The sequence below is a fragment of the Streptomyces sp. NBC_00887 genome (assembly GCF_045207585.1).
Genome location: NZ_CP108788.1, coordinates 6,511,455 through 6,535,151, shown reverse-complemented (window position 1 = coordinate 6,535,151; position 23,697 = coordinate 6,511,455). Strand labels below are relative to the sequence as shown.

The 23,697-nt window shown below is 69.9% G+C and carries 23 protein-coding genes; 9 read left to right on the top strand and 14 right to left on the bottom strand.

Going from position 1 to position 23,697, the window contains the following annotated elements; genetic code table 11:
* The first annotated feature begins 15 nt into the window (after positions 1-15).
* The 3 genes from OG844_RS29940 (at position 16) to OG844_RS29930 (ending at position 2,290) form a co-directional block, all read left to right on the top strand.
* Entirely contained in the window at positions 16-864 is an 849-nt protein-coding gene (locus OG844_RS29940; protein ID WP_406394469.1) for an S-methyl-5'-thioadenosine phosphorylase, read from the top strand.
* A 248-nt stretch (positions 865-1,112) separates the two neighbouring features.
* The gene (locus OG844_RS29935; RefSeq protein ID WP_406394468.1) at positions 1,113-1,715 is read left to right on the top strand and encodes a hypothetical protein; all 603 of its coding nucleotides are present in this window, start codon (positions 1,113-1,115) and stop codon (positions 1,713-1,715) included.
* A gap of 113 nt (positions 1,716-1,828) precedes the next feature.
* On the top strand, positions 1,829-2,290 hold the full coding sequence (locus OG844_RS29930; protein WP_406394467.1) for an MscL family protein: 462 nt from the start codon (positions 1,829-1,831) through the stop codon (positions 2,288-2,290).
* A 22-nt stretch (positions 2,291-2,312) separates the two neighbouring features.
* On the opposite strand, the gene OG844_RS29925 is transcribed toward OG844_RS29930, so the two are convergent.
* The 6 genes from OG844_RS29925 to OG844_RS29900 all read right to left on the bottom strand — a co-directional run bounded on the left by OG844_RS29925 (position 2,313) and on the right by OG844_RS29900 (position 7,873).
* Entirely contained in the window at positions 2,313-2,516 is a 204-nt protein-coding gene (locus OG844_RS29925) for a hypothetical protein (protein WP_351181067.1), read from the bottom strand.
* Between the two features lie 122 nt (positions 2,517-2,638).
* Positions 2,639-3,052, bottom strand: coding sequence for a hypothetical protein (locus OG844_RS29920; RefSeq protein ID WP_406394466.1), 414 nt, complete (start codon positions 3,050-3,052; stop codon positions 2,639-2,641).
* Positions 3,049-3,786: a ubiquinol-cytochrome c reductase iron-sulfur subunit gene (locus tag OG844_RS29915; protein WP_406394465.1), complete on the bottom strand. Its 738-nt coding sequence runs from the start codon at positions 3,784-3,786 to the stop codon at positions 3,049-3,051. Before OG844_RS29915 ends, OG844_RS29920 begins: the two co-directional genes overlap by 4 nt.
* Complete coding sequence (locus OG844_RS29910) at positions 3,783-4,385, bottom strand: 4Fe-4S dicluster domain-containing protein (protein ID WP_329210093.1); 603 nt, start codon at positions 4,383-4,385, stop codon at positions 3,783-3,785. Before OG844_RS29910 ends, OG844_RS29915 begins: the two co-directional genes overlap by 4 nt.
* Positions 4,386-4,391: 6 nt before the next feature.
* On the bottom strand, positions 4,392-6,716 hold the full coding sequence (locus tag OG844_RS29905; RefSeq protein ID WP_406394464.1) for a molybdopterin oxidoreductase family protein: 2,325 nt from the start codon (positions 6,714-6,716) through the stop codon (positions 4,392-4,394).
* Positions 6,713-7,873, bottom strand: a complete 1,161-nt coding sequence (locus OG844_RS29900) for an MFS transporter (RefSeq protein WP_406394463.1) — start codon at positions 7,871-7,873, stop codon at positions 6,713-6,715. The genes OG844_RS29905 and OG844_RS29900 overlap by 4 nt, the downstream gene beginning before the upstream one ends.
* A 177-nt stretch (positions 7,874-8,050) precedes the next feature.
* Between OG844_RS29900 and OG844_RS29895 the strand changes: the two genes are divergently transcribed.
* Both OG844_RS29895 and OG844_RS29890 read left to right on the top strand, forming a co-directional pair.
* Entirely contained in the window at positions 8,051-9,106 is a 1,056-nt protein-coding gene (locus OG844_RS29895) for a P1 family peptidase (protein ID WP_406394461.1), read from the top strand.
* A 122-nt stretch (positions 9,107-9,228) separates the two neighbouring features.
* On the top strand, positions 9,229-9,975 hold the full coding sequence (locus OG844_RS29890) for a DUF6227 family protein (RefSeq protein WP_406394459.1): 747 nt from the start codon (positions 9,229-9,231) through the stop codon (positions 9,973-9,975).
* 109 nt (positions 9,976-10,084) lie between these two features.
* Here the strand turns inward: OG844_RS29890 and OG844_RS29885 are convergent, their stop codons facing one another.
* A complete protein-coding gene (locus OG844_RS29885) occupies positions 10,085-11,641 on the bottom strand; it encodes an MFS transporter (RefSeq protein ID WP_406394457.1) in 1,557 nt (518 codons plus the stop codon).
* A gap of 61 nt (positions 11,642-11,702) precedes the next feature.
* Here OG844_RS29885 and OG844_RS29880 point away from each other — a divergent pair, with 61 nt between their 5' ends.
* Complete coding sequence (locus OG844_RS29880; RefSeq protein WP_406394455.1) at positions 11,703-12,695, top strand: helix-turn-helix transcriptional regulator; 993 nt, start codon at positions 11,703-11,705, stop codon at positions 12,693-12,695.
* A gap of 114 nt (positions 12,696-12,809) precedes the next feature.
* On the opposite strand, the gene OG844_RS29875 is transcribed toward OG844_RS29880, so the two are convergent.
* Complete coding sequence (locus OG844_RS29875; RefSeq protein WP_406394453.1) at positions 12,810-13,811, bottom strand: RNA polymerase sigma factor RpoD/SigA; 1,002 nt, start codon at positions 13,809-13,811, stop codon at positions 12,810-12,812.
* 147 nt (positions 13,812-13,958) lie between these two features.
* On the opposite strand from OG844_RS29875, the gene OG844_RS29870 reads away from it, so the two are divergent.
* A complete protein-coding gene (locus tag OG844_RS29870; protein WP_406394451.1) occupies positions 13,959-14,540 on the top strand; it encodes a GNAT family N-acetyltransferase in 582 nt (193 codons plus the stop codon).
* Here OG844_RS29870 and OG844_RS29865 read toward each other — a convergent pair.
* On the bottom strand, positions 14,488-15,270 hold the full coding sequence (locus tag OG844_RS29865; protein WP_406394450.1) for a dioxygenase: 783 nt from the start codon (positions 15,268-15,270) through the stop codon (positions 14,488-14,490). The genes OG844_RS29870 and OG844_RS29865 overlap by 53 nt on opposite strands.
* Positions 15,271-15,438: 168 nt before the next feature.
* Between OG844_RS29865 and OG844_RS29860 the strand changes: the two genes are divergently transcribed.
* Positions 15,439-15,951 (top strand): MarR family winged helix-turn-helix transcriptional regulator, encoded by a 513-nt coding sequence (locus OG844_RS29860; protein ID WP_406394448.1) that lies wholly within the window; start codon positions 15,439-15,441, stop codon positions 15,949-15,951.
* 71 nt (positions 15,952-16,022) lie between these two features.
* Here the strand turns inward: OG844_RS29860 and OG844_RS29855 are convergent, their stop codons facing one another.
* Both OG844_RS29855 and OG844_RS29850 read right to left on the bottom strand, forming a co-directional pair.
* Complete coding sequence (locus OG844_RS29855) at positions 16,023-17,552, bottom strand: MFS transporter (RefSeq protein ID WP_406394447.1); 1,530 nt, start codon at positions 17,550-17,552, stop codon at positions 16,023-16,025.
* Between the two features lie 202 nt (positions 17,553-17,754).
* Complete coding sequence (locus OG844_RS29850) at positions 17,755-18,417, bottom strand: TetR/AcrR family transcriptional regulator (protein ID WP_406396307.1); 663 nt, start codon at positions 18,415-18,417, stop codon at positions 17,755-17,757.
* 264 nt (positions 18,418-18,681) lie between these two features.
* Here OG844_RS29850 and OG844_RS29845 point away from each other — a divergent pair, with 264 nt between their 5' ends.
* Entirely contained in the window at positions 18,682-19,959 is a 1,278-nt protein-coding gene (locus OG844_RS29845) for a M6 family metalloprotease domain-containing protein (RefSeq protein WP_406394445.1), read from the top strand.
* Positions 19,960-19,971: 12 nt separating this feature from the next.
* Here the strand turns inward: OG844_RS29845 and OG844_RS29840 are convergent, their stop codons facing one another.
* The 3 genes from OG844_RS29840 to OG844_RS29830 all read right to left on the bottom strand — a co-directional run bounded on the left by OG844_RS29840 (position 19,972) and on the right by OG844_RS29830 (position 23,634).
* On the bottom strand, positions 19,972-21,762 hold the full coding sequence (locus OG844_RS29840; protein WP_406394443.1) for a class I adenylate-forming enzyme family protein: 1,791 nt from the start codon (positions 21,760-21,762) through the stop codon (positions 19,972-19,974).
* Positions 21,763-21,874: 112 nt separating this feature from the next.
* Entirely contained in the window at positions 21,875-23,011 is a 1,137-nt protein-coding gene (locus tag OG844_RS29835; protein ID WP_406394441.1) for a CU044_5270 family protein, read from the bottom strand.
* On the bottom strand, positions 23,008-23,634 hold the full coding sequence (locus tag OG844_RS29830; RefSeq protein WP_406394439.1) for an RNA polymerase sigma factor: 627 nt from the start codon (positions 23,632-23,634) through the stop codon (positions 23,008-23,010). Before OG844_RS29830 ends, OG844_RS29835 begins: the two co-directional genes overlap by 4 nt.
* Positions 23,635-23,697: the final 63 nt, after the last annotated feature.

The window sequence follows — 23,697 nt, the reverse complement described above, 5'->3', positions numbered from 1 at the left end:
GGTTAGTGTGACCGCATGGTGAACGCAGAAACGGGTACAGCGGATATCGGGGTCATCGGCGGATCGGGCTTCTACTCCTTCCTCGAGGACGTGACCGAGGTCCGGGTGGACACCCCGTACGGGGCTCCGAGCGACTCCCTCTTCCTGGGCGAGATCGCGGGCCGCCGGGTGGCTTTCCTCCCGCGTCACGGGCGCGTCCACCACCTCCCGCCGCACCGCATCAACTACCGCGCCAATCTCTGGGCGCTGCGCTCCGTCGGCGTACGCCAGGTGCTCGGCCCGTGCGCCGTCGGCGGGCTGCGCCCGGAGTACGGGCCGGGGACCCTGCTCGTACCGGACCAGCTGGTGGACCGTACGAAGGCCCGCACGCAGACGTACTACGACGGCGAGACCCGCGCGGACGGAGCCCAGCCGAACGTGGTGCATCTCGGCTTCGCCGACCCGTACTGCCCCCACGGACGCCAGGCAGCACTCGCGGCCGCACGGGGACGCGACTGGGAGCCGGTGGACGGCGGCACCCTGGTCGTGGTGGAGGGACCTCGCTTCTCGACCCGGGCGGAATCACGCTGGCATGCGGCGATGGGCTGGTCGGTGGTCGGAATGACCGGGCATCCGGAGGCGGTGCTCGCCCGTGAACTGGGGCTCTGCTACACGACGCTGACGCTGGTGACGGACCTCGACGCGGGGGCCGAGGCGGGCGAGGGCGTCAGTCACGGGGAGGTGCTCAAGGTGTTCTCCGCCAACGTCGACCGGCTGCGGTCGGTGCTGTTCGACGCGGTGGCCGCGCTGCCTGCGAACACGGAACGCGACTGCGCGTGCCTGCGCGCGCTGGACGGACTCGACACCGGAATCGCATTGCCTTAGCTCGCCGGCGGTGCCCGAACCGAGCCGCCCCAGTCAGCTGCGTGCCCGAGCGGGCCGCCACAGCCTTTACGCGTGCCCGACCGAGCAGGATTAGCTCGTACGGGTGCCCGGCTTATCCACAACGTGAGGGCTGTCCACAGGCCCCGGCGAAATTTCCGCGAAGGGTGGATCGTGAGGGGAGTCCGGCGGCTGCGCCCGCCGGACTCCCCTCACGTTTTGTATTTCCTTCACGGCAGGTGGTGTTGGCCATGCTCCCGTCCGTTCCCGATACCCGTCCGGCTCCTCCCGCACCCCGCGGGGTGCCGCCGTTCGACCCCCTGCGCGTGCGCGGCAGCCGTGCCGGACGGCTGCGCCGGGTGATACGCGGGCAGCGCCGCGCGATGGCGGCGGGACTCGCCCTGGCCTCTGCCGCGCTCGCCGCTTCGGGCCTCGGCGCTTCGGCGACCGGTGGGCCGGGGGCGGGGGGTACCGCAGGCGCGACCGCTGTCTCGGGCGGTGCGCCTCCGGCTCCGGAGCGGCGTCCGGTGCGACGGGTGTCCGCGGCGGTACGGATCGCGGATGCCGCGACGGTGCGGCTGCTGCGTGCGGGCGACCGCGTCGATGTGATCGCCGCACAGGACGGGGATCCCGTTGCCCGGGTGGTGGCGAAGGACGTACAGGTGGAGGACGTGCCGCGCGCCACGGATGACGTCGGGCACGGATACCCGGGGACGGACGGCGACGGCGCGACACCTGCGGGAGGTGGCGCCCTGGTGGTCCTGTCCGTGGAAGGGGACACCGCAGCGGCCCTGGTGGGTGCCGGCGTTACGGGTCGTCTCGCGGTGGTGGTGTCCCATGCCGACCGGAACTGATCTTCCGACAACTCTGTCGACGGAAATGTCCGATTGGACAGTGTCGCCTTGCGGCGCCTTATGGGGCGGGGCAGTTCGCTTCCCATGCGGCACACACGAAGGAGGGTTCATCCGTGAGCGAGAAGAAGGTCAGTCTGCTGGACGGGTTCAAAGCCTTCCTGATGCGCGGCAATGTGATCGACCTCGCGGTCGCCGTCGTCATCGGTGCCGCGTTCAGCAACGTCGTGAACGCGGTCGTCAAGGGGATCATCAATCCGCTGGTGGGAGCCTTCGGCACCCAGGACCTGGAGAAGTACAGCTCCTGTCTCCGAGGGCCCTGTGTCGTGGATCCGGACACCGGCAGGATGGACGGGATCGAGATCCTGTGGGGCTCGGTGCTGAGCGCCGCACTCAGCTTCTTGATCACCGGCGCCGTCGTCTACTTCCTGATGGTGATGCCGATGGCGAAGTACCTCGCCAGGCGGGCAGCCGCACAGGCAGCCAAGGAAGGCGTTCAGGAAACGATGGAGGTGAGCGAACTGGAGGTGCTGAAGGAAATCCGCGACGCTCTGGTATCCCGGCGCGACCAGCCGTAGCCAACGGGTCCCACGTACTGGATCACACGTGGTGGGGCGGCTTCTCGTCCAGGAAGCGGGCCAGATCGGCGGCGCTGCCACCGGCAGGAGCCCGCTCGCCCCACCCCTGGTCCGTATCGTCCGCGGACTGCGTGTCCAGGGGATCGTCGAAGATCAGAGGCGGCTTGGGCCTGGGCTCCTGCGACGGCTTCGACTCTCGCGGTCCGGAGGCGGGGGCGGTACTCATACGTCAAGGGTACGGCGACGCTCACCGGTCGTTCATGTCCGGCCTCACCTGTCCATCGGTCCGAGTCTCATCGGTCCTTCGGGTCCTTCGGGTCCAGCCCTACCTGGTCTCCCGTTCGAGTCTCATCGGTCCTTCGGATCGAGCAGCCACAGGCCGAGGACGACGAGGAACGACAGGCTGAGGAAACCGGCGCCCCACCAGGCCGTTCCCGTGTTGCCCTCCATCCATTCGTCGATCAGCACCGTCAGGCCCCAGAGCTGCCCGACGACCACGGTCATGGCCAGAGCCAGCCGGGTCGTCAGCTTCGAGGAGCGTTCGGGTTCCTGGTCGCTGCCTGCTCCGGGGCCGGGGCCGGTGTGCGCCACCCGCGGGTCGCCGTAACCGCTGGTGGCGCGGATCTGGGGGTAGCGCTCGCGTACGGGTCGGTTCAGTTCGGGGCTGGCACTGCCCGGCCGGTACTCGGGGTACCGGTGCCCGGAGGTCTCCTGGTCGGCACCCGGTTCCGGGCGCTCCGAGGGCTGTCGGGGGTTCGTCATGACCGCCCGCCCGTGGCTCCGGTCCCGCCGGTGGCGCTGCCTGACGGCTCGGCGCCCGGCACACCTGCACCTGGCGGGGCCGCCGGGGGTGGTGCTTCCACGCCGTCGCTGACACCGGGGCAGCCGATCCGGGCCGCCAGGTCCGGGCGGTCCTCGCCGAACTGACGGCACAGCCCCTGCTCGACGCTCTCCCCGGAACGGGTGGTGCCCACGGCCCAGATGCTGCCGTCGTTCTGCTCGGTGAGCACCACCTTGGGCAGTCCGCGGGGCGGCGGCCCCGCGGTGACCTCGCCGGTCCGGACATCGAAGACGCCTTCGTGGCAGGGGCAGTAGAGCTCCCCCTCCGTGCCCCGGTCGTTGCGCCAGAGGACGGCGCAGGCGAGGTGGGTGCAGATCGCGGAGTAGCCGACGAGGGTGCCGTCGTCCATCCGTACGGCGACTGCCCGGTCCTCCTCCCCGGGGTAGCGGAAGGTGAGGGACTGGCCGGGCAGCAGCTGCGTGGCGATCTGCTTCGGCTCGGGGGTTTTGCCGTCCTCCTCGTCCCCGTGACGGTGGAGGATCCCGCCCGACACCCCCAGTCCGCCGAGCGCGAGGCCTCCGGACACGGTGGTCACGATCCTGAGGTAGTCGCGCCGGGTGGTGAGCGAGTCGGCGGCGATCCGGTCGTGGAGTGCCGCACGGGGGTCACCGCCGGAGTTCCGGTCGCTGCCGGGCTGCTGTTCGGTGACGCTCATCGGCGGACGTCCTTACCGTTGATCTCGACGACGGGAAGTCCACCGGGCACGGGCCACTGGACCCGGTCCGCGGGGACGACCATGGCCACACCGGTGCGGACCTCGCTCTCGCCGAAGACGAAGGTGTCGGCGACCTGGACGCCGGGCCGCTCGGCCTGGAGCTCCTCGAGGGTTCCGTAGAAGAGCGCTCCGGTCGGGCAGACGGTGGCGCACATGGGGGCGAGTCCGTAGGCGGTGCGGTCGTAGCAGAGGTTGCACTTCATCTGCAGCTTCGCCTGGAGGTCGATCTTCGGGACGCCGAAGGGGCAGGCGTTGACGCAGTTCGCGCAGCCGATGCAGCGGGTGGTGTCGGCCTGTTGCACCACACCGTCGGCGGTGACCAGGATCGCGTCGGCGGGGCAGACCTCCGCACAGGGGGCCACGGGGTCCTCGCAGTGCATGCAGACCGTGGGAAGGGAGGCGACCGAGCTGCCCTCGTCGGTGTAGTCGAGGTGAATCATCGACTTGCCGCGGTGCGAGTCGCACTCCCGGCAGGCGGATACACACGCCTGGCAGCCGATGCAGCGCCCCGGGTCGATGAAGATCGTTCTGCCCATCATGCGGCTTCAGCTCCTGTCCGAGGTGCCACGGCCCTGAGGAGAAGTGGGCGGCAGCGGGTCGGTCCGGGACACCTGGGTCTCGGGGTAGGCGACATGGCCGGGCGCGACGGGGGGCGAGGGCACCTCGTCGATCTTTTCGGCGTGCTCGATCCGGCAGGCGCACACCTTGTACTCGGGGATCTTGGAACGGGGGTCGAGGGCATCGATGGTGAGCGCGTTCGCCGAGGTGGGAACCGGCCAGTGGTACGGGATGAAGACGGTGTCGGGGCGGATCGCCTCGGTGACCAGCGCGGGGAAGACTTCGCTGCCACGCCGGGTGACGACACGGACGGGTTCGCCGTTGCGGAAGCCGTGGGAGGGGTGGACCTCCGCCCAGGGCCGTGGGGTCTGCTCGACGAGGGCGCCCAGCCGGCGTGTCTGGTTGCCGGAGAGGAAGTGGGCGACAGTGCGTCCGGTGGTGAGGGACATGGGGTGCTCGTCGTCGTACGGGTCCATCGGCGGGTGCCATTCGACGACCTGCATATGGATCCTGCCGTCGGGGTGGTAGGTCTTGCCGTCCTCGAAGAGGCGCGGGGTGCCCGGATGGTCGGTCGAGGGGCACGGCCAGGCGATGCCGCCGGTCTCCTCCAGGCGTTCGTAGGTGATGCCGTAGTAGTCGATGACGGTCCCGGCGGACGCGATACGCAGTTCGTCGAAGACCGCCCGGGAGTCGGCGAACGTGAACTTGTCGCCGGCCCCCAGGCGCCGGGCGAGTTCGCACATCACCCAGGTGTCCGTCCGTACACCGGGGGGCGGGTCCTGCGCCTTGTTGTGCTTGACCACACGGGCTTCGGCGTTGGCCATGACGCCGTCGTCCTCGGCCCAGGTCGTGACGGGGAAGACGACATGTGCGTTGGCCGCGGTCTCGGAGAGGAAGAAGTCGAACTGGGCGTGGAATTCCGTGGCGTCGTAGCCCTCCTTGACCACGCGGTAGTTGGGGAGGGAGACGAAGGGGTTGTTGCAGATGCCGATGAGTCCGCGGATCTCGCGGCGCTGCATCTGCCAGACCATTTCCATCATCGAAGTCCCCGCGGCCGGGAGTTCGGATTCCTCGATGCCCCAGATCTCGCAGATCTGGCGCCGGTGTTCCTCGTTGAGGATCGAACGCCCTCCGGGCAGAAGATCGGACTTCTGGCCGTGCTCGCGGCCGCCCTGCCCGTTGCCCTGCCCGGTGAGAGTGCCGTAGCCGGCGCCGGGTTTGCCGATGTGGCCGGTGGCGGTGCAGAGGTTGATCACGGTGAGGCAGTTCTCGACGCCCTGCGTGTGGTGCTCGATGCCCCGGGCGTGCCAGGCCATGGCCTTGGGTGCCCTCGCGAAGGCACGGGCGACCTGGACGATCTGCTCCGCGGGGACGCCGCAGATGTCGGCGGCGCGGGACGGCGGGTACTCGGCGGCCTTGGCCCGGACCTCGTCCCAGCCGGTGGCGTGGGCCGCGAGGTAGGTCTCGTCGGTGAGGCCCTCGTCGATGATCACGCTGAGCACGGAGTTGAAGAAGGCGGAGTCGGTGCCGGGTTTGAGCGCGACGTGGATGTCGGCGGTGCGGGCGATCGCCGTCTCGCGCGGGTCGATCACGATGAGGGTGGCGCCGCGGTCCCGTGCTCCCCAGACGTACTGGGTCAGCACGGGGAAGCACTCGCCGACGTTGGACCCGGCAATCAGGAGGCAGTCCGTCAGCAGGATGTCGGAGAAGGGGTTGCCGGCCCGGTCGATGCCGAAGGCGAGCTTGTTGGCGCCGGCGGCGCTGACCATGCAGAGCCGGCCGTTGTAGTCGACGTGCCGGGTCCTGAGTGCGACCCGGGCGAACTTGCCGACGAGATAGGTCTTCTCGGAGAAGAGGCTGGCGCCGCCGAGAAGCCCGAAGGCGTCATTCCCGTGGGCCTGCTGGATGCGCTTGATCTCGGAGACGGTGAAGTCGAGCGCCTCGTCCCAGGAGACCTCGCGGAAGTCCTCGTCGCGCGAGCGGCGCATGAGCGGGGCGGTGAGCCGGTCGGGGTGGTTGACCTGCTGGTACGCGTTGATGCCCTTGGGGCAGAGCCGCATCCGGTTGATGTCGTGGTTGCGGGGCTCGACTCCGAACACCTTGCCGCCGCGGTCGACACGCAGATACATCCCGCACTGGACACCGCAGAAGCAGCAGTGGGTGGGGACGAGAGTCTCGCCGTCCTGGTCGGCGCGCCACTGGTCGGCCGGAATGCCTCCCGCGTCCCGGAAGCCGCGGGTGCCGGGCGGTGCGAGGGAGGGGTCGAGGGGCACGGCCGTGCGGCGGTCGGCTGCGCGTGGATCCGCGGTCACTTGAAGCCCTTCTTCACCTGGGAGAGGTAGGCGCTGCCCCGCAGCACCCTCTTGCAGCGCGGGCAGTACTCGGCCCATGCGTCGAAGCCGAGGTCGAGGTCGCGCATGGTCCCGCGCAGGTTCTCGACGTACGGCCCGGTGTCGATGGGTTCCTCGCAGCGGCGGCAGGCGAAGACCTGGTCGTCCTGGCGGCCGGTGTACTTGAACAGCTGCATCCCGACCGCCGCCGGGCGCTGCACGATGTGGAAGAACTTCCCGAACGGGATGTAGATGAGGGTGAAGACCACCGACACCATGTGCAGGATCGCCAGGAACTGGTAGCCGCCGCCGTGCAGGAAGAGCGAGGAGAAGGTGAGCAGCAGGCCCGTCACGGAGATGACGATCAGGGCGAGCAGCGGCACCATGTCGTACGCGAAGCGCTGACCGGTGATGGCGCCACGGTCCTTCATCCGGCGCCAGAGGAAGTAGGCCGCCCCGGGGATGACCATGACGGCGGCGATGTCGAGGCCGTGGAACATCAGCCAGCCGAGGATGTTCAGCGAGTCGAAGCCGAGGATCTTGAAGCCCCAGATACGCATCTCGTAGCCGGGGCCCGAGCCGCTGCCCGAGGTGAAGGTGAACCAGCCCCAGGTCAGCGGAAAGGTGATCAGCGAGGCGAGGATGCAGCCCCAGAAGATCAGCTGGTGGGCGGCCCACCGTGCGTGCGACCGGGCGCCGAGGAACTTCTGGAAGCCCAGGTAGGTCGCGATCATCTTCGGCAGGGCGGTGGGGGCCCTGCGGAAGTTCTCGGCCGAGAACAGGCTGCCCCAGCCGCGGGTGAGGAGCCGGCGTGCGCCGGGGGCGGAGATCCAGACCGTGTAGCGGTAGGCGACGCCGAAGGCGAGGAAGACGGTGGCCACGGCGTACGGGAGGAGAGCCGAGTCGAAGTTGTGGAGCAGGCGGCTGCCGAGCACGATCGCGAGGATCAGCATGACGGAGACGACGACACCCGCCAGTGCGGCCCGGGCGTTGACGGACCGCGGGACGATGCCCGCGGCCTTCGCGGCGAGGGCGGAGGCGGGTCCCGGGTTCCGGCCGTCCGTCCCGCCGGGAGAGCCTGTGCGGGCACCGGGGTCGGACTGCTCTGATGCCGGGGGCTCTTCTGGTGGCTCGGTCACCCGGCCACCGTAGGGCTGGATGGCACGTTTGGTCCTGTTATGAGCATCCGTAGGGTGAGCGAGTCGCCCGTGCGGCCCCGGCCTGCGGACCGGCTGCGGCCGCACCTTCCCCCTCCCCCGCAATCACCGGTACGTTCGCCGGGACACGGCACCGCCGCACAGCACGAGGAGCCCGGAATGGCCGAGGAACCGAGCCCGTTGGGACCGCTGGACGCGCTGACGGACGTGGACGGGATCCGTGTCGGCCATGCCCGGGTTCCCGGCGAGGGCGCACTGAGCGGGACCACCGTCGTCCTGGCTCCCGCGGGTGGCGCCGTTGCCGCCGTCGACGTACGCGGCGGCGGCCCGGGCACCAGGGAGACCGACGCCCTCGACCCCCGCAATCTGGTGCAGCGGATCGACGCGGTGGTCCTCACCGGCGGCAGCGCGTACGGGCTGGACGCCGCGTCCGGGGTGATGGCCTGGCTGGAGGAGCGTGGGCGCGGCGTCCGGGTCGGCCCCGACCCCGCCCACGTGGTCCCGGTCGTGCCCGCCGCCTGCCTGTTCGACCTGGGCCGGGGCGGCGACTGGCGGGCCCGGCCCGACGCAGCGACCGGCCACGCCGCGGTGGAGGCGGCCGCGGCATCGGAACCGGGGGCGGCGGTCCCCGAGGGCACGGTGGGTGCGGGCACGGGCGCGGTGGCCGGACAGCTCAAGGGGGGTGTCGGCACGGCGAGCGTGCGGCTGGCCTCGGGGGCCACGGTCGCCGCCCTGGTCGTGGTGAACGCGGCCGGCTCCGTGGTCGATCCGCGGACCGGGGTGCTGTACGGGGAGTACGGCGCGGGCGAGCCCCCGGCGCACCCTGCGCCCGGAGTTCACGAGGCCGCCCGGTTGCGCCTGGAGGAGCTCAGGGAGGCGAAGGGAGGAGGCCCCTTCAACACCACGATCGCCGTCGTCGCCACCGACGCCGCCCTCACCCGCGCCCAGGCGCAGAAGCTCGCGGGGACGGCGCACGACGGCATGGCACGCGCCGTGCGGCCGGTCCATCTGCTCAGCGACGGGGACACCGTTTTCGCCCTGTCGACGGAACGGCTTCCCCTGCCCCCTGAGCCCGTGGCGGAGCTGAACGACATCCTGGCAGCGGGTGCTGACGTGCTGGCCCGCGCCATTGTGAAGGCCGTACGGGCGGCCCGGGGCGTCGACGGCCCGGGGGGCGCGTTCCCCTCGTACAGCGACCTCTACGGCACCGCCTGAGAAGGCCGGGAACTTTCTGCGTGCGCCGTACGTTTTTCGCGAACCCCGGTCACGATGTCAGACCCAGGGACTACGTTATGCACGCATCAAGTAACGCGCGGCGACGGCCTGGAGACTGCACCTTGAGCGATCCGTACGAGACAACCGAGCAGCACCTCGAGCGACTCCTGCGATGCGCCCTCAACTCCTTCGACCTGTCCGACAGCACCATCGACCGGCTCGGGACGGCGCTCGCGCACAGCAGCGCGCTGCACTCGTCCCACCACAGTGCGGCCCTCCACCGCGAGACCCACAGACACACCTACCTTCTCTCCGACGGCACCGCACTGACTCTGTGGGAGCTGGTGCACGGCAGCGGCCGGGACCCCGCTTCCCCCCGCAGACACGAGCTGTACGACGACGAGGGCGATGCCCGGATCGCCGCCGCACGGCTGGCCGGAGGCTTCTGGGACACATCGGCCTTCGGTGACGAGGGCCTCCAGTCCGACCTGGAGGTCCCGACGCTGCTGATGGCGGCGCCCCCGGTCCCACTGCCCCGTATGTACGCTCCGGACAATTCGGCGGACCATGCCCGCCGCGTCCTGCGCCGCGCTGAGAACAGCGACCACCCGGGCGCCGAGACGGCCGGACTGCTCCGGGCCGCCTTCGCCCACCACATCACCCAGATCTTCGGACGCCAGTGCCGCGTCGAGGGTCGGGACGCCGGTTTCACGCTCTACGAGCACGCCTTCCTGCTCCTGGACGGCAGCGAGACGAGCCTGTGGGAGGTCGAGCACACGGCCACGCCGGACGGCCGCCACATGTGCGAGGTCTACGGGGACGAGGAATCCGCCCGCCGGGCCATGGAGAGCCGCACCCGAATCTGCTGACCGTCGCCCGTGCGCAGTCGGCCGAGTGGCACGGATGCACCACGCACGGCGGCCCGTACCTCCCGGCCGGGAGGTACGGGCCGCCGTGGACGTCAGTGGATCGACGGGATCAGCTCGCCAGCGCGGGCTCCTTGAAGATGCCGCCGTCCGGTGCCGGGGCCTCCGGCTCACCGCCGCCCTCCAGGTGCACCTGCGGCGTGGCAGGCAGGGCGAACATCACCACGAAGATCACCGCGAGCACTCCGGCCACCCACCACAGCGAGTCCTGGAACGCGTCCACGAACGCCGGGCCCACCGCTTCCGGGGCCAGCCGGTCACTGATCGATCCGAAGAAGACGACCGAGACGAGGCCGAGCCCCAGGGCCGTGCCCATCTGCTGCACCGTGTTGATGAGTCCGGAAGCCGATCCGGAGTGCTCCTTCGGCACCCCGGAGAGCACCGCGTCCGTCAGCGGGGCAACGATCAGCCCCATGCCCACACCCATGATCACCAGGGGCGCGGCCATCTGCCAGGCTGTGATGCCCATGCCGTACCGCGCCGCCTCCCCGATGTAGAGCAGCAGCCCGGCGATCATCAGCAGCGCGCCCGCCTGGAGAACCTTGCGGCCGAAGCGGGGCACCAGCTTCTGTACGGAGATACCGGCGGCCACGGAGACGGCGATCGAGAACGGGATTCCGGTCGCACCGGCCCGCAGCGCACTCCAGCCGAGGCCCATCTGCATGTAGAGCGTCCAGACCAGGAAGAAGATGCCGAGGGCGATACCGAATGTCAGCTGCACGGCGACACCCGCGGCGAAGCTCTTGACCTGGAACAACGACAGTTCGATGAGCGGCGAGCCGTCCTTGCGCGCCTTCTGGCGTTCGTACGCGACGAGCCCCGCGAACACCAGGAGGCTGGCGGCCATCGAAACGTGGCCCCACACCGGCCAGTCCAGGTCGCGACCGCGGGTCAGCGGGTAGAGCAGCATGAGCAGGCCCAGCGTCACCAGGACCACACCGACCAGGTCGAGACGGAGTGCCTTCGGTGCCTTGGACTCACTGATGAACCTGCGCCCCAGGATCAGCCCTGCGATACCGACCGGAAGGTTGATCAGGAAGATCGGCCGCCACTGCAGACCGAAGAGGTTCCACTCGGTGAGCAGCGCGCCCAGCAGAGGCCCTGAGACCGCGCCGAGCCCGACGATCGCACCGAAGAGGCCGAAGACCTTGCCGCGCTCGTGTGCCGGGAAGGTGGCGTGCACGATCGACAGCACCTGCGGCACCATCAGTGCGGCCATTCCGCCCTGCAGGATGCGGGAGGCGACCAGCATCTCCGGGTTCGCCGCGAAGCCGCAGAGGGCCGAGGCGATCGTGAAGCCGCCGATGCCGATGAGGAAGAGCCGCTTGCGGCCGTAGATGTCGCCGAGCCGGCCGCCGGTGATCAGGCCGGCCGCGAAGGCCAGGGCGTATCCGGCGGTGATCCACTGGATCGAGGAGAACGAGGCGCCGGTGTCCCGCGTGATGCTCGGGATGGCGATGTTGACAATCGTGACATCGACCAGGTCCATGAAGGCGGCGGTCATGACGATGGCGAGTGCGAGCCAGCGGCGCCGGTCCGCCGGCGCCACCGGCTCCGTGGGTGCTGCGTGGCCGGCCGCCGCGGACGGCAGGGATTCGGAAGAAGTCATAGGAAGAAACTACTGACCCATTAGGTCAGGTCGTGTCCTGTTGGACCGGCATCCTGGACGCATGACGGATACCCCGGCACGACTGCTGAATCTGTTGTCGCTTCTCCAGACACCGCGCGAGTGGCCGGGAAGCGAGCTCGCCGAGCGTCTCGATGTCAGCCCGCGCACCATCCGCCGCGACATCGACCGGCTCCGCGACCTCGGCTATCCGGTCGAGGCGTCGCGCGGCTCGGTCGGCGGTTACCGCCTGGTCGCGGGCACTGCCATGCCCCCGCTCCTGCTGGACGACGAGGAGGCGGTGGCCATCGCGGTGGGGCTGAGGGCCGGGGCAGGGCATGCCATCGAGGGCGTCGACGAGGCATCCGTACGGGCGCTGGCCAAGCTGGAGCAGGTCCTTCCCTCACGGCTGCGCCACCGGGTCTCGTCCCTGCAGAAGGCCACCGTGCCCCTCACCCGCGGCGACGGATCCACCATCGACCCGCAGACGCTGACCGTGATCGCTTCGACGGTCACCGGGCGGGAGCAGCTGCGTTTCGCCTACCGGTCCGGGGACGGCACCGCGTCGAAACGGCAGGTCGAACCGTACCGGCTGGTCAGCACGGGCAGCCGCTGGTACCTCGTCGCCTACGACCTGGACCGTGAGGACTGGCGCACCTTCCGGGTGGACCGGGTGAGCGACCCGTTCGCCACGGGGGCCCGTTTCACCCCGCGCGAGCTGCCCACCGAGAGCGGGGACGCCGCGGAGTTCTTCGCCCGGTCGATGTCCCGGATGCAGCCGGATCTGCGCATCGACGTGACGTTCCTGGCCCCGGTGGACTTCGTGACGGCGCGGCTGCCCGCTTCGCTCGGCGTTCCGGAGCCGACCGGTGAGCGCAGTTGCCGACTGCGCTCGGTCTCCTCGGACTCGCTGGAGTGGGTGGCGCTGCGGCTGGCCCTGGTGGACTGCGAGTTCACCGCGCACGGGCCGTCGTCGCTGGTGACCTACCTGAGCGATCTGGGCGCCCGCCTGACCCGCGCGTCGTCGGCGGCCGGGCCCGGGGCGGATCAGAAATGAATGAGCCCCGGCGCCGGGGGGGGTGGGCGCCGGGACTCAGCTCATGGGACCGGTACGGGACCGGTCGTCGGGCCGGTGCGAACCGGCTTGATTGGGAGGTTACGGGTTATTGGCTCACGCCGCAGCGTCAAAGCCCGTGTCGTGAGCCATTCGCTTCAATTCGAGTAGTGCGTGCTTCTCGATCTGGCGGATCCGCTCCCGCGTCAGACCGTGCTGCTTGCCCACTTCGGTGAGGGTCCGCTCACGGCCGTCCTCGATTCCGTACCGCATCCGGATGATGGAGGCGGTGCGGTTGTCGAGCTTGCCGATCAGGTCCTCGAGCTCCTCGCTGCGCAGCAGCGTCATCACGGACTGCTCGGGCGACACCGCGGAGGTGTCCTCCAGCAGGTCACCGAACTGCGTGTCACCGTCGTCGTCCACGGACATGTTGAGGCTGACCGGGTCACGGGCCCAGTCCAGGACGTTGCCGACGCGCTCGGCGTTGGAGTCCAGCTCGGCTGCGATCTCGGAGTGCTCCGGGTCGCGGCCGTGCTCGCGGTTGAACTCGCGCTGCACCCTGCGGATCCGGCCGAGCTCCTCCACGAGGTGGACGGGGAGCCGGATCGTGCGGGACTGGTCGGCTATCGAGCGGGTGATGGCCTGCCGGATCCACCACGTCGCATACGTGGAGAACTTGAAGCCCTTGGCGTAGTCGAACTTCTCGACCGCGCGCACCAGGCCCGCGTTGCCCTCCTGGATCAGGTCGAGCAGGGGCAGGCCCGCTCGCGGGTAGCGCCGGGCCACGGCAACGACGAGCCGGAGGTTGGAACGGATGAATATGTCCTTCGCGCGCTCGCCCTCGGAGACCAGCGCCTCGAGCTCCTTGCGCTTCGCTCCGCCGGCTTTGCTCTCCACCTCACCGTCGAGGATCTGCTGGGCGTAGACGCCCGCCTCGATCGTCTGCGAGAGCTCGACCTCCTTGGCGGCGTCGAGCAGCGGTGTGCGGGCGATCTCGTCCAGGTACATGCCGACCAGGTCGCGATCGGCGATCTCCCCGCCCACGGCGCGAACGCTGCTCGCCCGGGTGGTCCCGCCGCTGGTGGCGGACGAACGTCGGGCGACGGCACGGGTTGCCATGCGTGCTCCCTTAGTCAGTTGGTCGCGACACCCTTTCGGGTGCCCTGCATCCGATGGAAACAACGACTGGAATCCGGACAGAATTCCCACCGCGACCGTTCGCTTTCGAGATCATGCAGTACCCTGTCGGCCCCAGCAGGAGGACCGATGCCACGCATACCGACAGAAGTGCAGGTCAGGCCCGGCACAGACGCCGATCTGGAAGCTCTCACAGACCTCTACAACCACTACGTCCGTGAGACGGCGCTCACATTCGATACGGCCGCGTTCACTCCGGACGAGAGGCTGCCGTGGCTGCGCTCCCACCCTGAAGACGGCCCGTACCGCCTCCTGGTTGCCCAGGAGGGCTCCACGGCTGACAACGCGACCGGGATCCTGGGTTATGCCACCAGCAGCCCGTACCGCCCCAAGGCGGCGTACAGCACGTCGGTCGAGGTGAGCGTCTACTGCGCACCCGGCGCCACGGGCCGCGGGATAGGCACACTGCTGTACAAGGCCCTGTTCGAGGCCCTGGCCGGCGAGGACATCCACCGCGCCTACGCGGGCATCGCCCAGCCCAACGAGCCGTCCGCACGGCTGCACGACGCCTTCGGCTTCCGCCACGTCGGCACGTACACCGAGGTGGGCCGCAAGTTCGGCCGCTACTGGGACGTGTCCTGGTACGAGAAGCCGCTCCTCAGCCGAACTGCACCGAACGCTTCGCCAGCCCCATCCAGAAGCCCTCGATGACGCTGCGCCCCTGATCGAGCTCACCCTCCGCCGCGCCCAGCGCCACGAACAGCGGCGCGAAGTGCTCGGTACGCGGATGGGCCAGCCTGCCCGCAGGCGACTTGCTCTCGAAGTCCAGCAGTGAGTCGATGTCCTGCGCCTGGAGCGCCCTGTGCCCCCAGTCGTCGAACTCCGCCGACCATCCGGGGATCCCGCCCCCCGGGTGCCGCAGCGCCGCCAGGTTGTGGGTGAAGAAGCCGCTTCCGACGATCAGTACACCCTGGTCGCGCAGCGGGGCGAGCTTGCGCCCGATGTCCATCAGCTTCTGCGGGTCCAAGGTCGGCATGGAGATCTGGAGTACGGGGATGTCCGCGCCCGGGAACATCTCCACCAGCGGCACGTACGCCCCGTGGTCGAGGCCGCGGTCACCGATGTCCTGGACCGGCATGCCCGCACCGCGCAGCAGTTTGCGGACGTCGTCCGCGAGCGCCGGGGCCCCCGGGGCCGCGTAGCGCACTCGGTAGTAGTGCTCCGGGAAACCCCAGAAGTCGTGGACGAGCGGGACGGTCTCGGTGGCACCGAGGGCGAGCGGGGCCTCCTCCCAGTGCGCGGAGACCATCAGGATCGCCTTGGGCCGCGGCAGCCCGGCCGACCAGGCGGCCAGCTCGCCGGGCCAGACAGGGTCGTCGGCGAGCGGCGGTGCGCCGTGCGAGAGATAGAGGGCGGGCATGCGCTCCGCGGTGTCAGTCATGGCACTCCCATTCCTCGGCCGACCAAGGTATGTGTTCTCTACAGGCACCGGAGGCGGATACCTGCCACAGGCACCGGGAACTCGACGGCTCATTTCTTTGAATCTTCAAGTTCCAACCTCGGGAGACCTTAGCTCTATTTAGTTAAACTTTCAAGAAAAGGTCGTACAGTGAAGTACATGACCACGGCATCCACCGGCGGGCCCCGCTGGCTCACCACCGAGGAGCAGGGCGTCTGGCGCTCGTACCTCCAGGCCACCACGCTCCTGGAGGATCACCTCGACCGCCAGTTGCAGCGCGATGCCGGTATGCCGCACATCTACTACGGACTGCTCGTCCACCTCTCCCAGGCTCCCCGGCGCCGGAAGCGGATGACCGAGCTGGCCAAGGATGCCAAGATCACCCGCTCGCGGCTCTCGCACGCCGTCGCCCGGCTGGAGAAGAACGGGTGGGTCCGCCGGGAGGAGCACCCCCAGGACAAGCGCGGCCAGAACGCGGTCCTCACCGACGAGGGCCACGAGATGCTCGCGCGGTCCGCACCGGGCCACGTCGACGCCGTGCGCCAGGCGATGTTCGCCCGTCTCACCCCCGAGCAGGTACGCAACCTCGGCGAGATCATGCAGGTCATCGCCACCGGACTGCAGCCGGAGGACACGGACGCGGATCTGCCCTGGCTCCGCTGAGCGGAACCAGGGCAGATGATCCGGCCGGAGTCAGGCGGCTTCAGGCGTCACACCGTCGCGCCCGCACCGGCTCAGTGAGCGACGACCGGGATCTTGAGCTCGCCCTCGAAGCCGTCCGCACCTTCGGCCGACCCGCCGGAGCCGGTGGCTCCGGTGCCCGGACGCCCGGTGTTGATCAGCGTCAGAGCGATCGCCGAGGCCGCGGCGAGGATGCCGACAGCCCACCAGATCGCGCTGGCGTAGCCGCTCACCATGGCCTGGAGCTGGAGCAGCTTCGGGTCGGAGGCACCTGCGGCGTGGTCGGCGATGTACGCGGTCGTGGCGCCTGCCGCGATCGTGTTCAGCAGCGCCGTACCGATGGCGCCGCCGACCTGCTGCGAGGTGTTCACCATCGCGGAGGCCACACCGGCGTCACGCGGCTCGATGCCGTGCGTGGCCAGCGACATGGCCGGCATGAACGCCGTACCCATACCGAGGCCGAGCAGCAGCTGTCCCGGCAGGATGACGCCCGCGTACGAGGAGTCGATCTCCAGCTGGGTCAGCAGCAGCATGCCGATCGCCGCCACCAGGAAGCCGGGGCCCATCAGGAGCCGCGGCGGGACCCGGGTCATGAGCCGGGCGCCGATCTGCGTGGAACCGGCGATCATGCCCGCGATCATCGGCAGGAACGCGAAGCCGGTCTTGACCGGCGAGTAGCCCTTCGCGACCTGCAGGTAGTACGTCAGGAACAGGAAGAGCCCGAACATCGCGATGATGGCGAGACCCAGCGAGAGGTAGACCCCTCCGCGGTTGCGCTCCGTCAGGACGCGCAGCGGCAGGAGCGGGGACTTGACGCGCGACTCCGTGACGACGAAGGCCAGGAGAAGCACCGCGGCCGCGACGAACATGCCGATGGTCAGCGAGTCCGACCAGCCGGCCGACTCCGCGCGGGTGAAGCCGTACACCAGCGAGACCAGGCCCAGGGTGGACAGGACGACACCGGGGATGTCGAGCGGCGAGCGGTTGCGGCCGCCGGCCGGCTCACGGATGACGAAGTAGGCACCTGCGGCGGCAACGATGGCGAAGGGGATGTTGACGAAGAAGGTCCAGCGCCAGTTCAGGTACTCGGTCAGGAAGCCGCCCAGGATCAGGCCGACCGCGCCACCGCCACCGGCGATGGCCCCGTAGATACCGAAGGCCTTGGCGCGCTCCTTGGCGTCGGTGAACATCACCGCGAGGAGCGACAGGGCGGCCGGTGCGAGGAGCGCGCCGAAGGCACCCTGCAGGGCACGGGAGCCGAACATCATCGCCTCGCCCTGCGCGGCGCCACCGATCGCGGAGGCCGCGGCGAAACCGAGCAGACCGACCACGAAGGTGCGCTTGCGTCCCCAGAGGTCGGCGATGCGTCCGCCGAAGAGCAGCAGCCCACCGAACGCGAGCGCGTAGGCGGTGATGACCCACTGCTTGTTGCCCTCGGAGATGCCCAGGTCCGTCTGGGCGGAGGGCAGGGCGATGTTCACGATGGTCGCGTCGAGGACGACCATCAGCTGGGCGAGGGCGATGAAGGCCAGTGCTTTCCAGCGACTGGGATCCGGAAGCAGCGTGTCGGCTGTTTTGGACATGGGAGTAGCCACCTAAGGACGCGCGTGGACGCGAAGAGTCGTCGTGAAGGGTCGTGGGTCGGTGGAACGGGCCTACGGCGCCGGAGAAAGGGCGCACTGTGCCGGCGGTCGGACCTGCTGGTCAGGCCCGACCTGCTCCTTGTGTGTTCTGTCGGCCGCTGGGGCCCCGTGAGTCTGCTGAGTCTCTGATGTGCCGTCGGCGTCAGTGCCTGCGGCGCAGGTCCTCCAAGGTCGCCGCCGATCCGGGCAGCTCGGAGCGGGCAGGAGCTTCCAGACCGTCCAGGAAGAGCTGGAGATGGCGGTGGGTGAACCGGTCGATGTCCGGGCAGGCGATGCCTGGCAGCGGCCGGGTGAGCTGGGAGAGGGCGACGAGTACGTCACCGACGGCGATGTCGGTGCGCAGCCGCCCTGCGGACATGGCGCGCTCCACGAGCCCTTCGACGGCCTCTTCGAGGCCTCGGCGGGCGGCGAGCAGTTCGGGATGATCCTTGTCGAAGCCGCCCGACAGCATCGGGCACAGGGCGCCGACCCGTTCGTCGGCCGCCGCGTGCACGAAGCGGCTGAGCGCGGCGAACGGATCGGATTCCGCCGCGACGGCCTCCTTGGCACGTTCGGTGGTGCGGGAGGTGACCGCGAGGACGACTTCGTGGGTCAGTGCGGCCCGGTCGGGGAAGTTCCGGTAGAGCGTGGCGTTGCCGACCCCGGCCCGGCGTGCGACCTCGTCGAGCGGCACGTCCGGGCCGAACTCGACGAACATCTCGCGCGCGGCCGCGACGATCCGCTCCCGGTTGCGCAGCGCGTCGGCCCGCGGACGGGACGTACGGCGCTGCACGGCGCAGGCGGCGGTTTCGGCGACGGTCTCCACGACAGCGGCCCTTCCCATTTCGGTGTGTGGGCGGACCCTCGGACTAACCGGGGACCGCTTCCCCGTTTCGCCGGGGACACCCATGCAAACGGGGAAAGGATCCCCGGTTATTTCCCGAGCATATGTGACCTGCGTCACATATCATGCGGAGGTGAAAACCCCTCCATCGGCGCACCCAACGAGCGGACCCGCAGGACCCGGCACAGGCTGATCGCCAGAGCGCAGTCAGGGCCGGCCGACTGCCGCGGACCCCCAAGGCGCCCTATGCAGCAGCCCCGCCACCGGATACGCAGGTACCGCCGCACCGTCGCCCTCACCGGGGCAACAGCTCTGGTCATCGCGACCGTGGCGTCGGCGAGCTCCACGCTCCCCGACCCCAGCCGCGCCTCCGCAGGACCGGTGGCCGCCCCCCGGGGCCCGGGACTCACCCCGTGCCGGATCCCTGCCGGCATGGGCGTGCAGATGTCGGAGGGCATGCCGACACCGCCCGGATACGCGCGCTCCACGGGGGAGATCAAGGCCCTCAACCTGATGATCGACTTCCCGGACGCGGAGGCGACGGAACCGTCCGAGGACCGGCTCGCGGAATTCTTCCCGCAGACGTCCGACTGGTTCCGCACCAGCTCCTACGGCCGCCTCACCTATGTGCCCGAAGCCCCCGTGAAGGACTGGCTGCGCATGCCCCAGCCGTTCTCCGCGTACGGGATAGAGCGGGGCTCACCGTACGAACCCGGCTACCGCAAGCTCGTCAAGGACCTCGTGATCACAGCGGACCCGAAGGTGGACTTCTCCGCATACGACCTGGTCAACGTCCTGGTCACCCCGAACGCCGGCCCCTCCGCGCTGGACACCGTCCTGTCGGTCACGTTCTCCGGCAACGACGACGCCCCGCTCGCCGACGGAGTCCCGCTCGCCAACACGTCCTTCGTCTACAGCCGCCAGGACGACGGGTCGGGCTCGTACGCGGAAACCGGCTACCGGGTCCTGCCCCACGAGAACGGCCATGTCTTCGGGCTGCCCGACCTGTACACGATCGAGGGCGGCGGCTCCGTGGGCCACTGGGACATCATGTCCGAGGACTGGGGCGCCAACAACGACCTCCTGGGCTGGCACAAGTGGAAGCTCGGCTGGCTCGACGACAGCCAGATCAGGTGCGCGGCCATGCCCGGCACCAGCGAACACACCCTCGGCCCGCTCGCCACGACCGGCGGCACGAAGCTGGCCTTCGTGCCGCTGAGCGCCGAGTCCGGATACGCGATGGAGGTCCGCACCGCGGCGGGCAACGACGAAGCGGTGTGCAGGCCCGGTGTACTCATCTACAAGGTGAGCTCCGACGTCGACACCGGCCAGGGGCCGGTGTCCGTCGCGGACAGCACCGAGGACAGCGGCGGCTGCACCCGGCGGTCCAACGTCCACGCCGAACTCTCCGACGCCCCGTTCGAGCCCGGCGAGGTGTTCACCGACCGGGCCAACGGCCTACGCATATCCGTCCTCTCGAAGGACACCGACGGGAACTACGAAGTCCGGATCACCCGGCCCTGAGACCCGCCGCGCTCAGCCCTCGCTCCTGTGCACATGCTCCCGGACCGTCTCCCGGAGCTCCCGCTTGAGGATCTTCCCGGTCGGATTCCGGGGCAGCGGTTCGTGCGTCACCAGGACATGGGCCGGAACCTTGAAAGCGGCCAGACTCCGGGCCACCTGAGCCCGTAGTTCCTCGACGCCGGCCTCGGCGCCCGGCCGCAGCCGGACGATCGCCGCGACCTCCTCGCCCAGTACCGGGTGCGGGACACCGAGCACCGCCGCGTCCTCGACATCGGGGTGGTCGTGCAACGCCGCCTCGACCTCGACGCAGTACACGTTCTCGCCGCCCCGGATCACCATGTCCTTGATCCGGTCGACGACGGCGACCCGCCCGTCCCGGACCACGGCGAGATCCCCCGTACGCAACCAGCCGCCGCTGAACGCCTCGGCCGTCGCCGCTTCGTTGCGCCAGTAGCCGCGGACCAAGGACTGGCCGCGCAGCCAGAGCTCGCCGACCTCGCCGTCCCCCAGCGCCTCCCCCGCGGCACCGGCGATCCGCACCTCGGTGACCGGCGTCGGGGTGCCGACGCTCTCCGGGTGGGCACGGTACGTGGCACCGAAGTTGGCCAGCACTCCTCCACTCGTCTCGGTCAGGCCGTAACCGTTGCGCGGCTCGATCCGCTCACCGTGCCGGGCGGTGAGCTGCGCGACCAGGTCGGGCGGAGCCGCTGCCCCGCCCGTGTTCAGCATCAGCAGGCTCTCCAGCCCGTCACCCGCACGCTCCGCTCCCGCAAGCAGCTGGAGCGCGGTGGCCGGTACCCCGGCGTAGTGGGTGACCCCGTGCTCACGGATCAGTCGCAGGGCCTCGTCGGCGTCCCACTTGCGCATCAGGACGAGGGTGCCGCCCGTCGCCATCGCCGCGTAGAGACTGGTGAACGCCGCGACGTGGAAGAACGGGAACGTCATCAGGGTGACCGGAGCCGGCCCCTGCCCGGGGATGATCCCGCGGCCCAGTGCGGAGGCGGCGGCCTGGTAACGCGGGTTGAGAGCGGCACCCGCCTGGGCGAGGTGAGTGGCGACGGCACCCTTGGGCCGCCCCGTGGTGCCGGAGGTGTAGATGATCGTGGCGTCGTCCTCCGGGCGGACCTCCACCTCGGGAGGCGCGGCCAGCGGGTCGGGGGCGGGCAGGTCCGCGTACCGCTCGGCCCTGTCGGGCAGCCCTCCTTCCCCGACTGCCTCGTCGTGGAAGACGACGAAGCGCGCCCCGGCCTTCTCCCCCCAGGCCGCCACCTTCGGCAGCTGCTCCCCGTCGACCAGCAGCACCCGCGGCTCGCAGTCGTCGAGGGCGTAGCCGAACTCACCTTCGGTCCACCACGCGTTGAGCGGCACGGCGACGAGCCCGGCCAACTGCGCCGCCCAGAACGCGATCTGCCACTCAGGGTGGTTGCGCATCGCGATCACAGCCCGGTCCCCGGGGCGCAGCCCGTACGTCTCGGAGAGCCGCCGCGCCAGTGAGGACGCGCCGGCAAAGAACTCCTCGTACGAACAGGTCCGTTCACCCGCGATCAGGAACGGCTGGTCGCCGAAGGCCCAGGTGGTCTCCACGAACTCGCGCAGTGTGCGGGGCCCGTTGGCATAGACAAGGGGGCCGTGCTCGGCACGGACCACGGCAAAGGGAGCGCCCGGTGCGGTCAGCACCGCCTCGGCCCGCTCGCGGGCGGCCCGATCCTGGGCGGCCTGGGCAGCCTGATCGTGGCCGGGAGCAGGAGTGGAAAAGGGCGAAGGGGTGGGGGTGGGGGTGGGGGTGGGGTCGGTGTGCGGCACGGACGACCTCTCCAAGCACTGGCTCAGCAACCCGGCGACGCTATGCCCGCACCCCGCCCCCGTCAAGAAACAGCGGCTCCCCGCCCCTGCCCTCCTCACCCTTTCGGCCAGGTCAGACCTTGCCCTTGGTCCCCGGGAGCTCCTTCATCGCATCGACCACCGCCCGCTCCGTGATCGCCGTGTGCCCGGTCACCGTGCCGGCCTCGACCCCCTCCATGTCACGCATCTGCACCGTGCGCTCCCCCAGATAGCTGAAGGTCTTCGGGTCGAAGATCCACTCGGTGCGGGCGCCGCCCGTCTCATCGGTCCGGGCTATGGCGATCCCGTGCCGGCCCACCGCATCGGTCGTGTCATCCACCACCACCACGCCGGGGATCTTCGCGGCGGCCCGGTACAGCGCGGACGTCAGCTCCGCCGGCATCACCTGCTCCATCACCAGGTCACCGATCGTGGTGAAGGCCTGCTGGTCGGGGCCGTTGCCCTGCCCCTTCGTCTCCTCGTAGATCTTCCTCAGCAGCTCGTCGGGGTCGGTGGTCAGCGTCTTGAGGTAGTCGTAGCTGGGCGAACCGATGCTCGGCTCCAAGGCCTCCCCGTCGTCGTCAAGAGTTATCCCGTCCCTGGACGTCGTGCCGTTGCCCGGCTCGATCAGCCAGCCCCTGCGGCCGTCCGGCGACAGCCAGACCTGGCGGGCGTGCAGCTTCTGCACATACGTCTCGTTCTTCCCGGTGTCCACGTTCTGCGACATCGACAGCCAGGACACCTGGCTCTTGATGTAGATGAACTGCCCCGGCCCGGGCTCGGGGAGCTTCTCCTTCACAGCAGCCACGGAGATGCGATCGACCGTGCTGCTCAGCCCTTCCGTCGTGCCCTGCGCGACCTGTACCACCGAAGCGGGAACAGATCCTTCCGGTGGACCGGCGGCTTCGACGGCCTCCTGCCCCGTCAACCGCGCGACTCCGATCGCGCCGGCCAGCACGGCGACCGCAACGGCCGCCCCGATCAGCGCGAGCCGGCGGCTGCCGGTACGGCGCGGCGGCTCGGGAGAGCGCGGCGGGAAAAGGGCCGCGGTCCGGAGATGGGCATCGGCGGACTTCCGGTCCTGCGCCTGGCGGATCTCGTTCATCAGGTGCTCCTCGAGCGTGGTCAGGCGGTCGTGCGAAAGCACCGGATCGCCTGGCGCCGGCAGCAGCGCCGCCGACTCCACATGGTCGAGCGGCTCCCTGCGCCGCCGCCAAGGGGTGCGATTCATCGGTTCCTCTCCTCGTGCGACCGGACCGCATCGACGCGGCCACCCTGTACTTGTCCGCCCGTCCCGACCGGTTCCCTTTTTCTCCGCAGACGGCGCAACTCCCCGTCCGTGAGCTTGCGCAGCCGGGTTCTCGCCCGCGACAGCCGGGAACGCACCGTGCCCACCGGCACCCCGAGCGCCTCGGCAGCCTCCGCGTAACCGAGCCCGGACCACACGCACAGCGTGAAGACCTCGCGCTCGCTCCTGCGCAACTGCCCCAACGCGGTCTTCGCCGCGGCCAGTTCCTCAGAATCCGCGATCCGCCCGACCAACTCGTCGGCGAAGTCGGGCAGCGCGTCCCGCAGGGGCAGTTTGGCCAAAGCCCTCTCGTGCCGCTTGGCCGCGCGCCGTGTGTTGCGCAGCACGTTGACCGCGATCCCCATCAGCCAGGGCCGCGGACTGTCACCTTCGTCCCGCAGCTTCCCACGCAGTCGCCAGGCCTCCAGGAAGGTCAGCGACACGATGTCCTCGGCCGCGTCCCAGTCCCCCGTGGTCCGCACCGCGTGCCGGTAGACGAGCTGGGCATGGTCGCGGAACAGCTCGCGGAACGCCTCCGGGTCCCCCGCGCGGATGCGGGCATGCATCGAGTAGTTCACCTCCTGACTTGTCCGCCCACGACCCGCAGTTCCTGTGATGCGCGTCACATG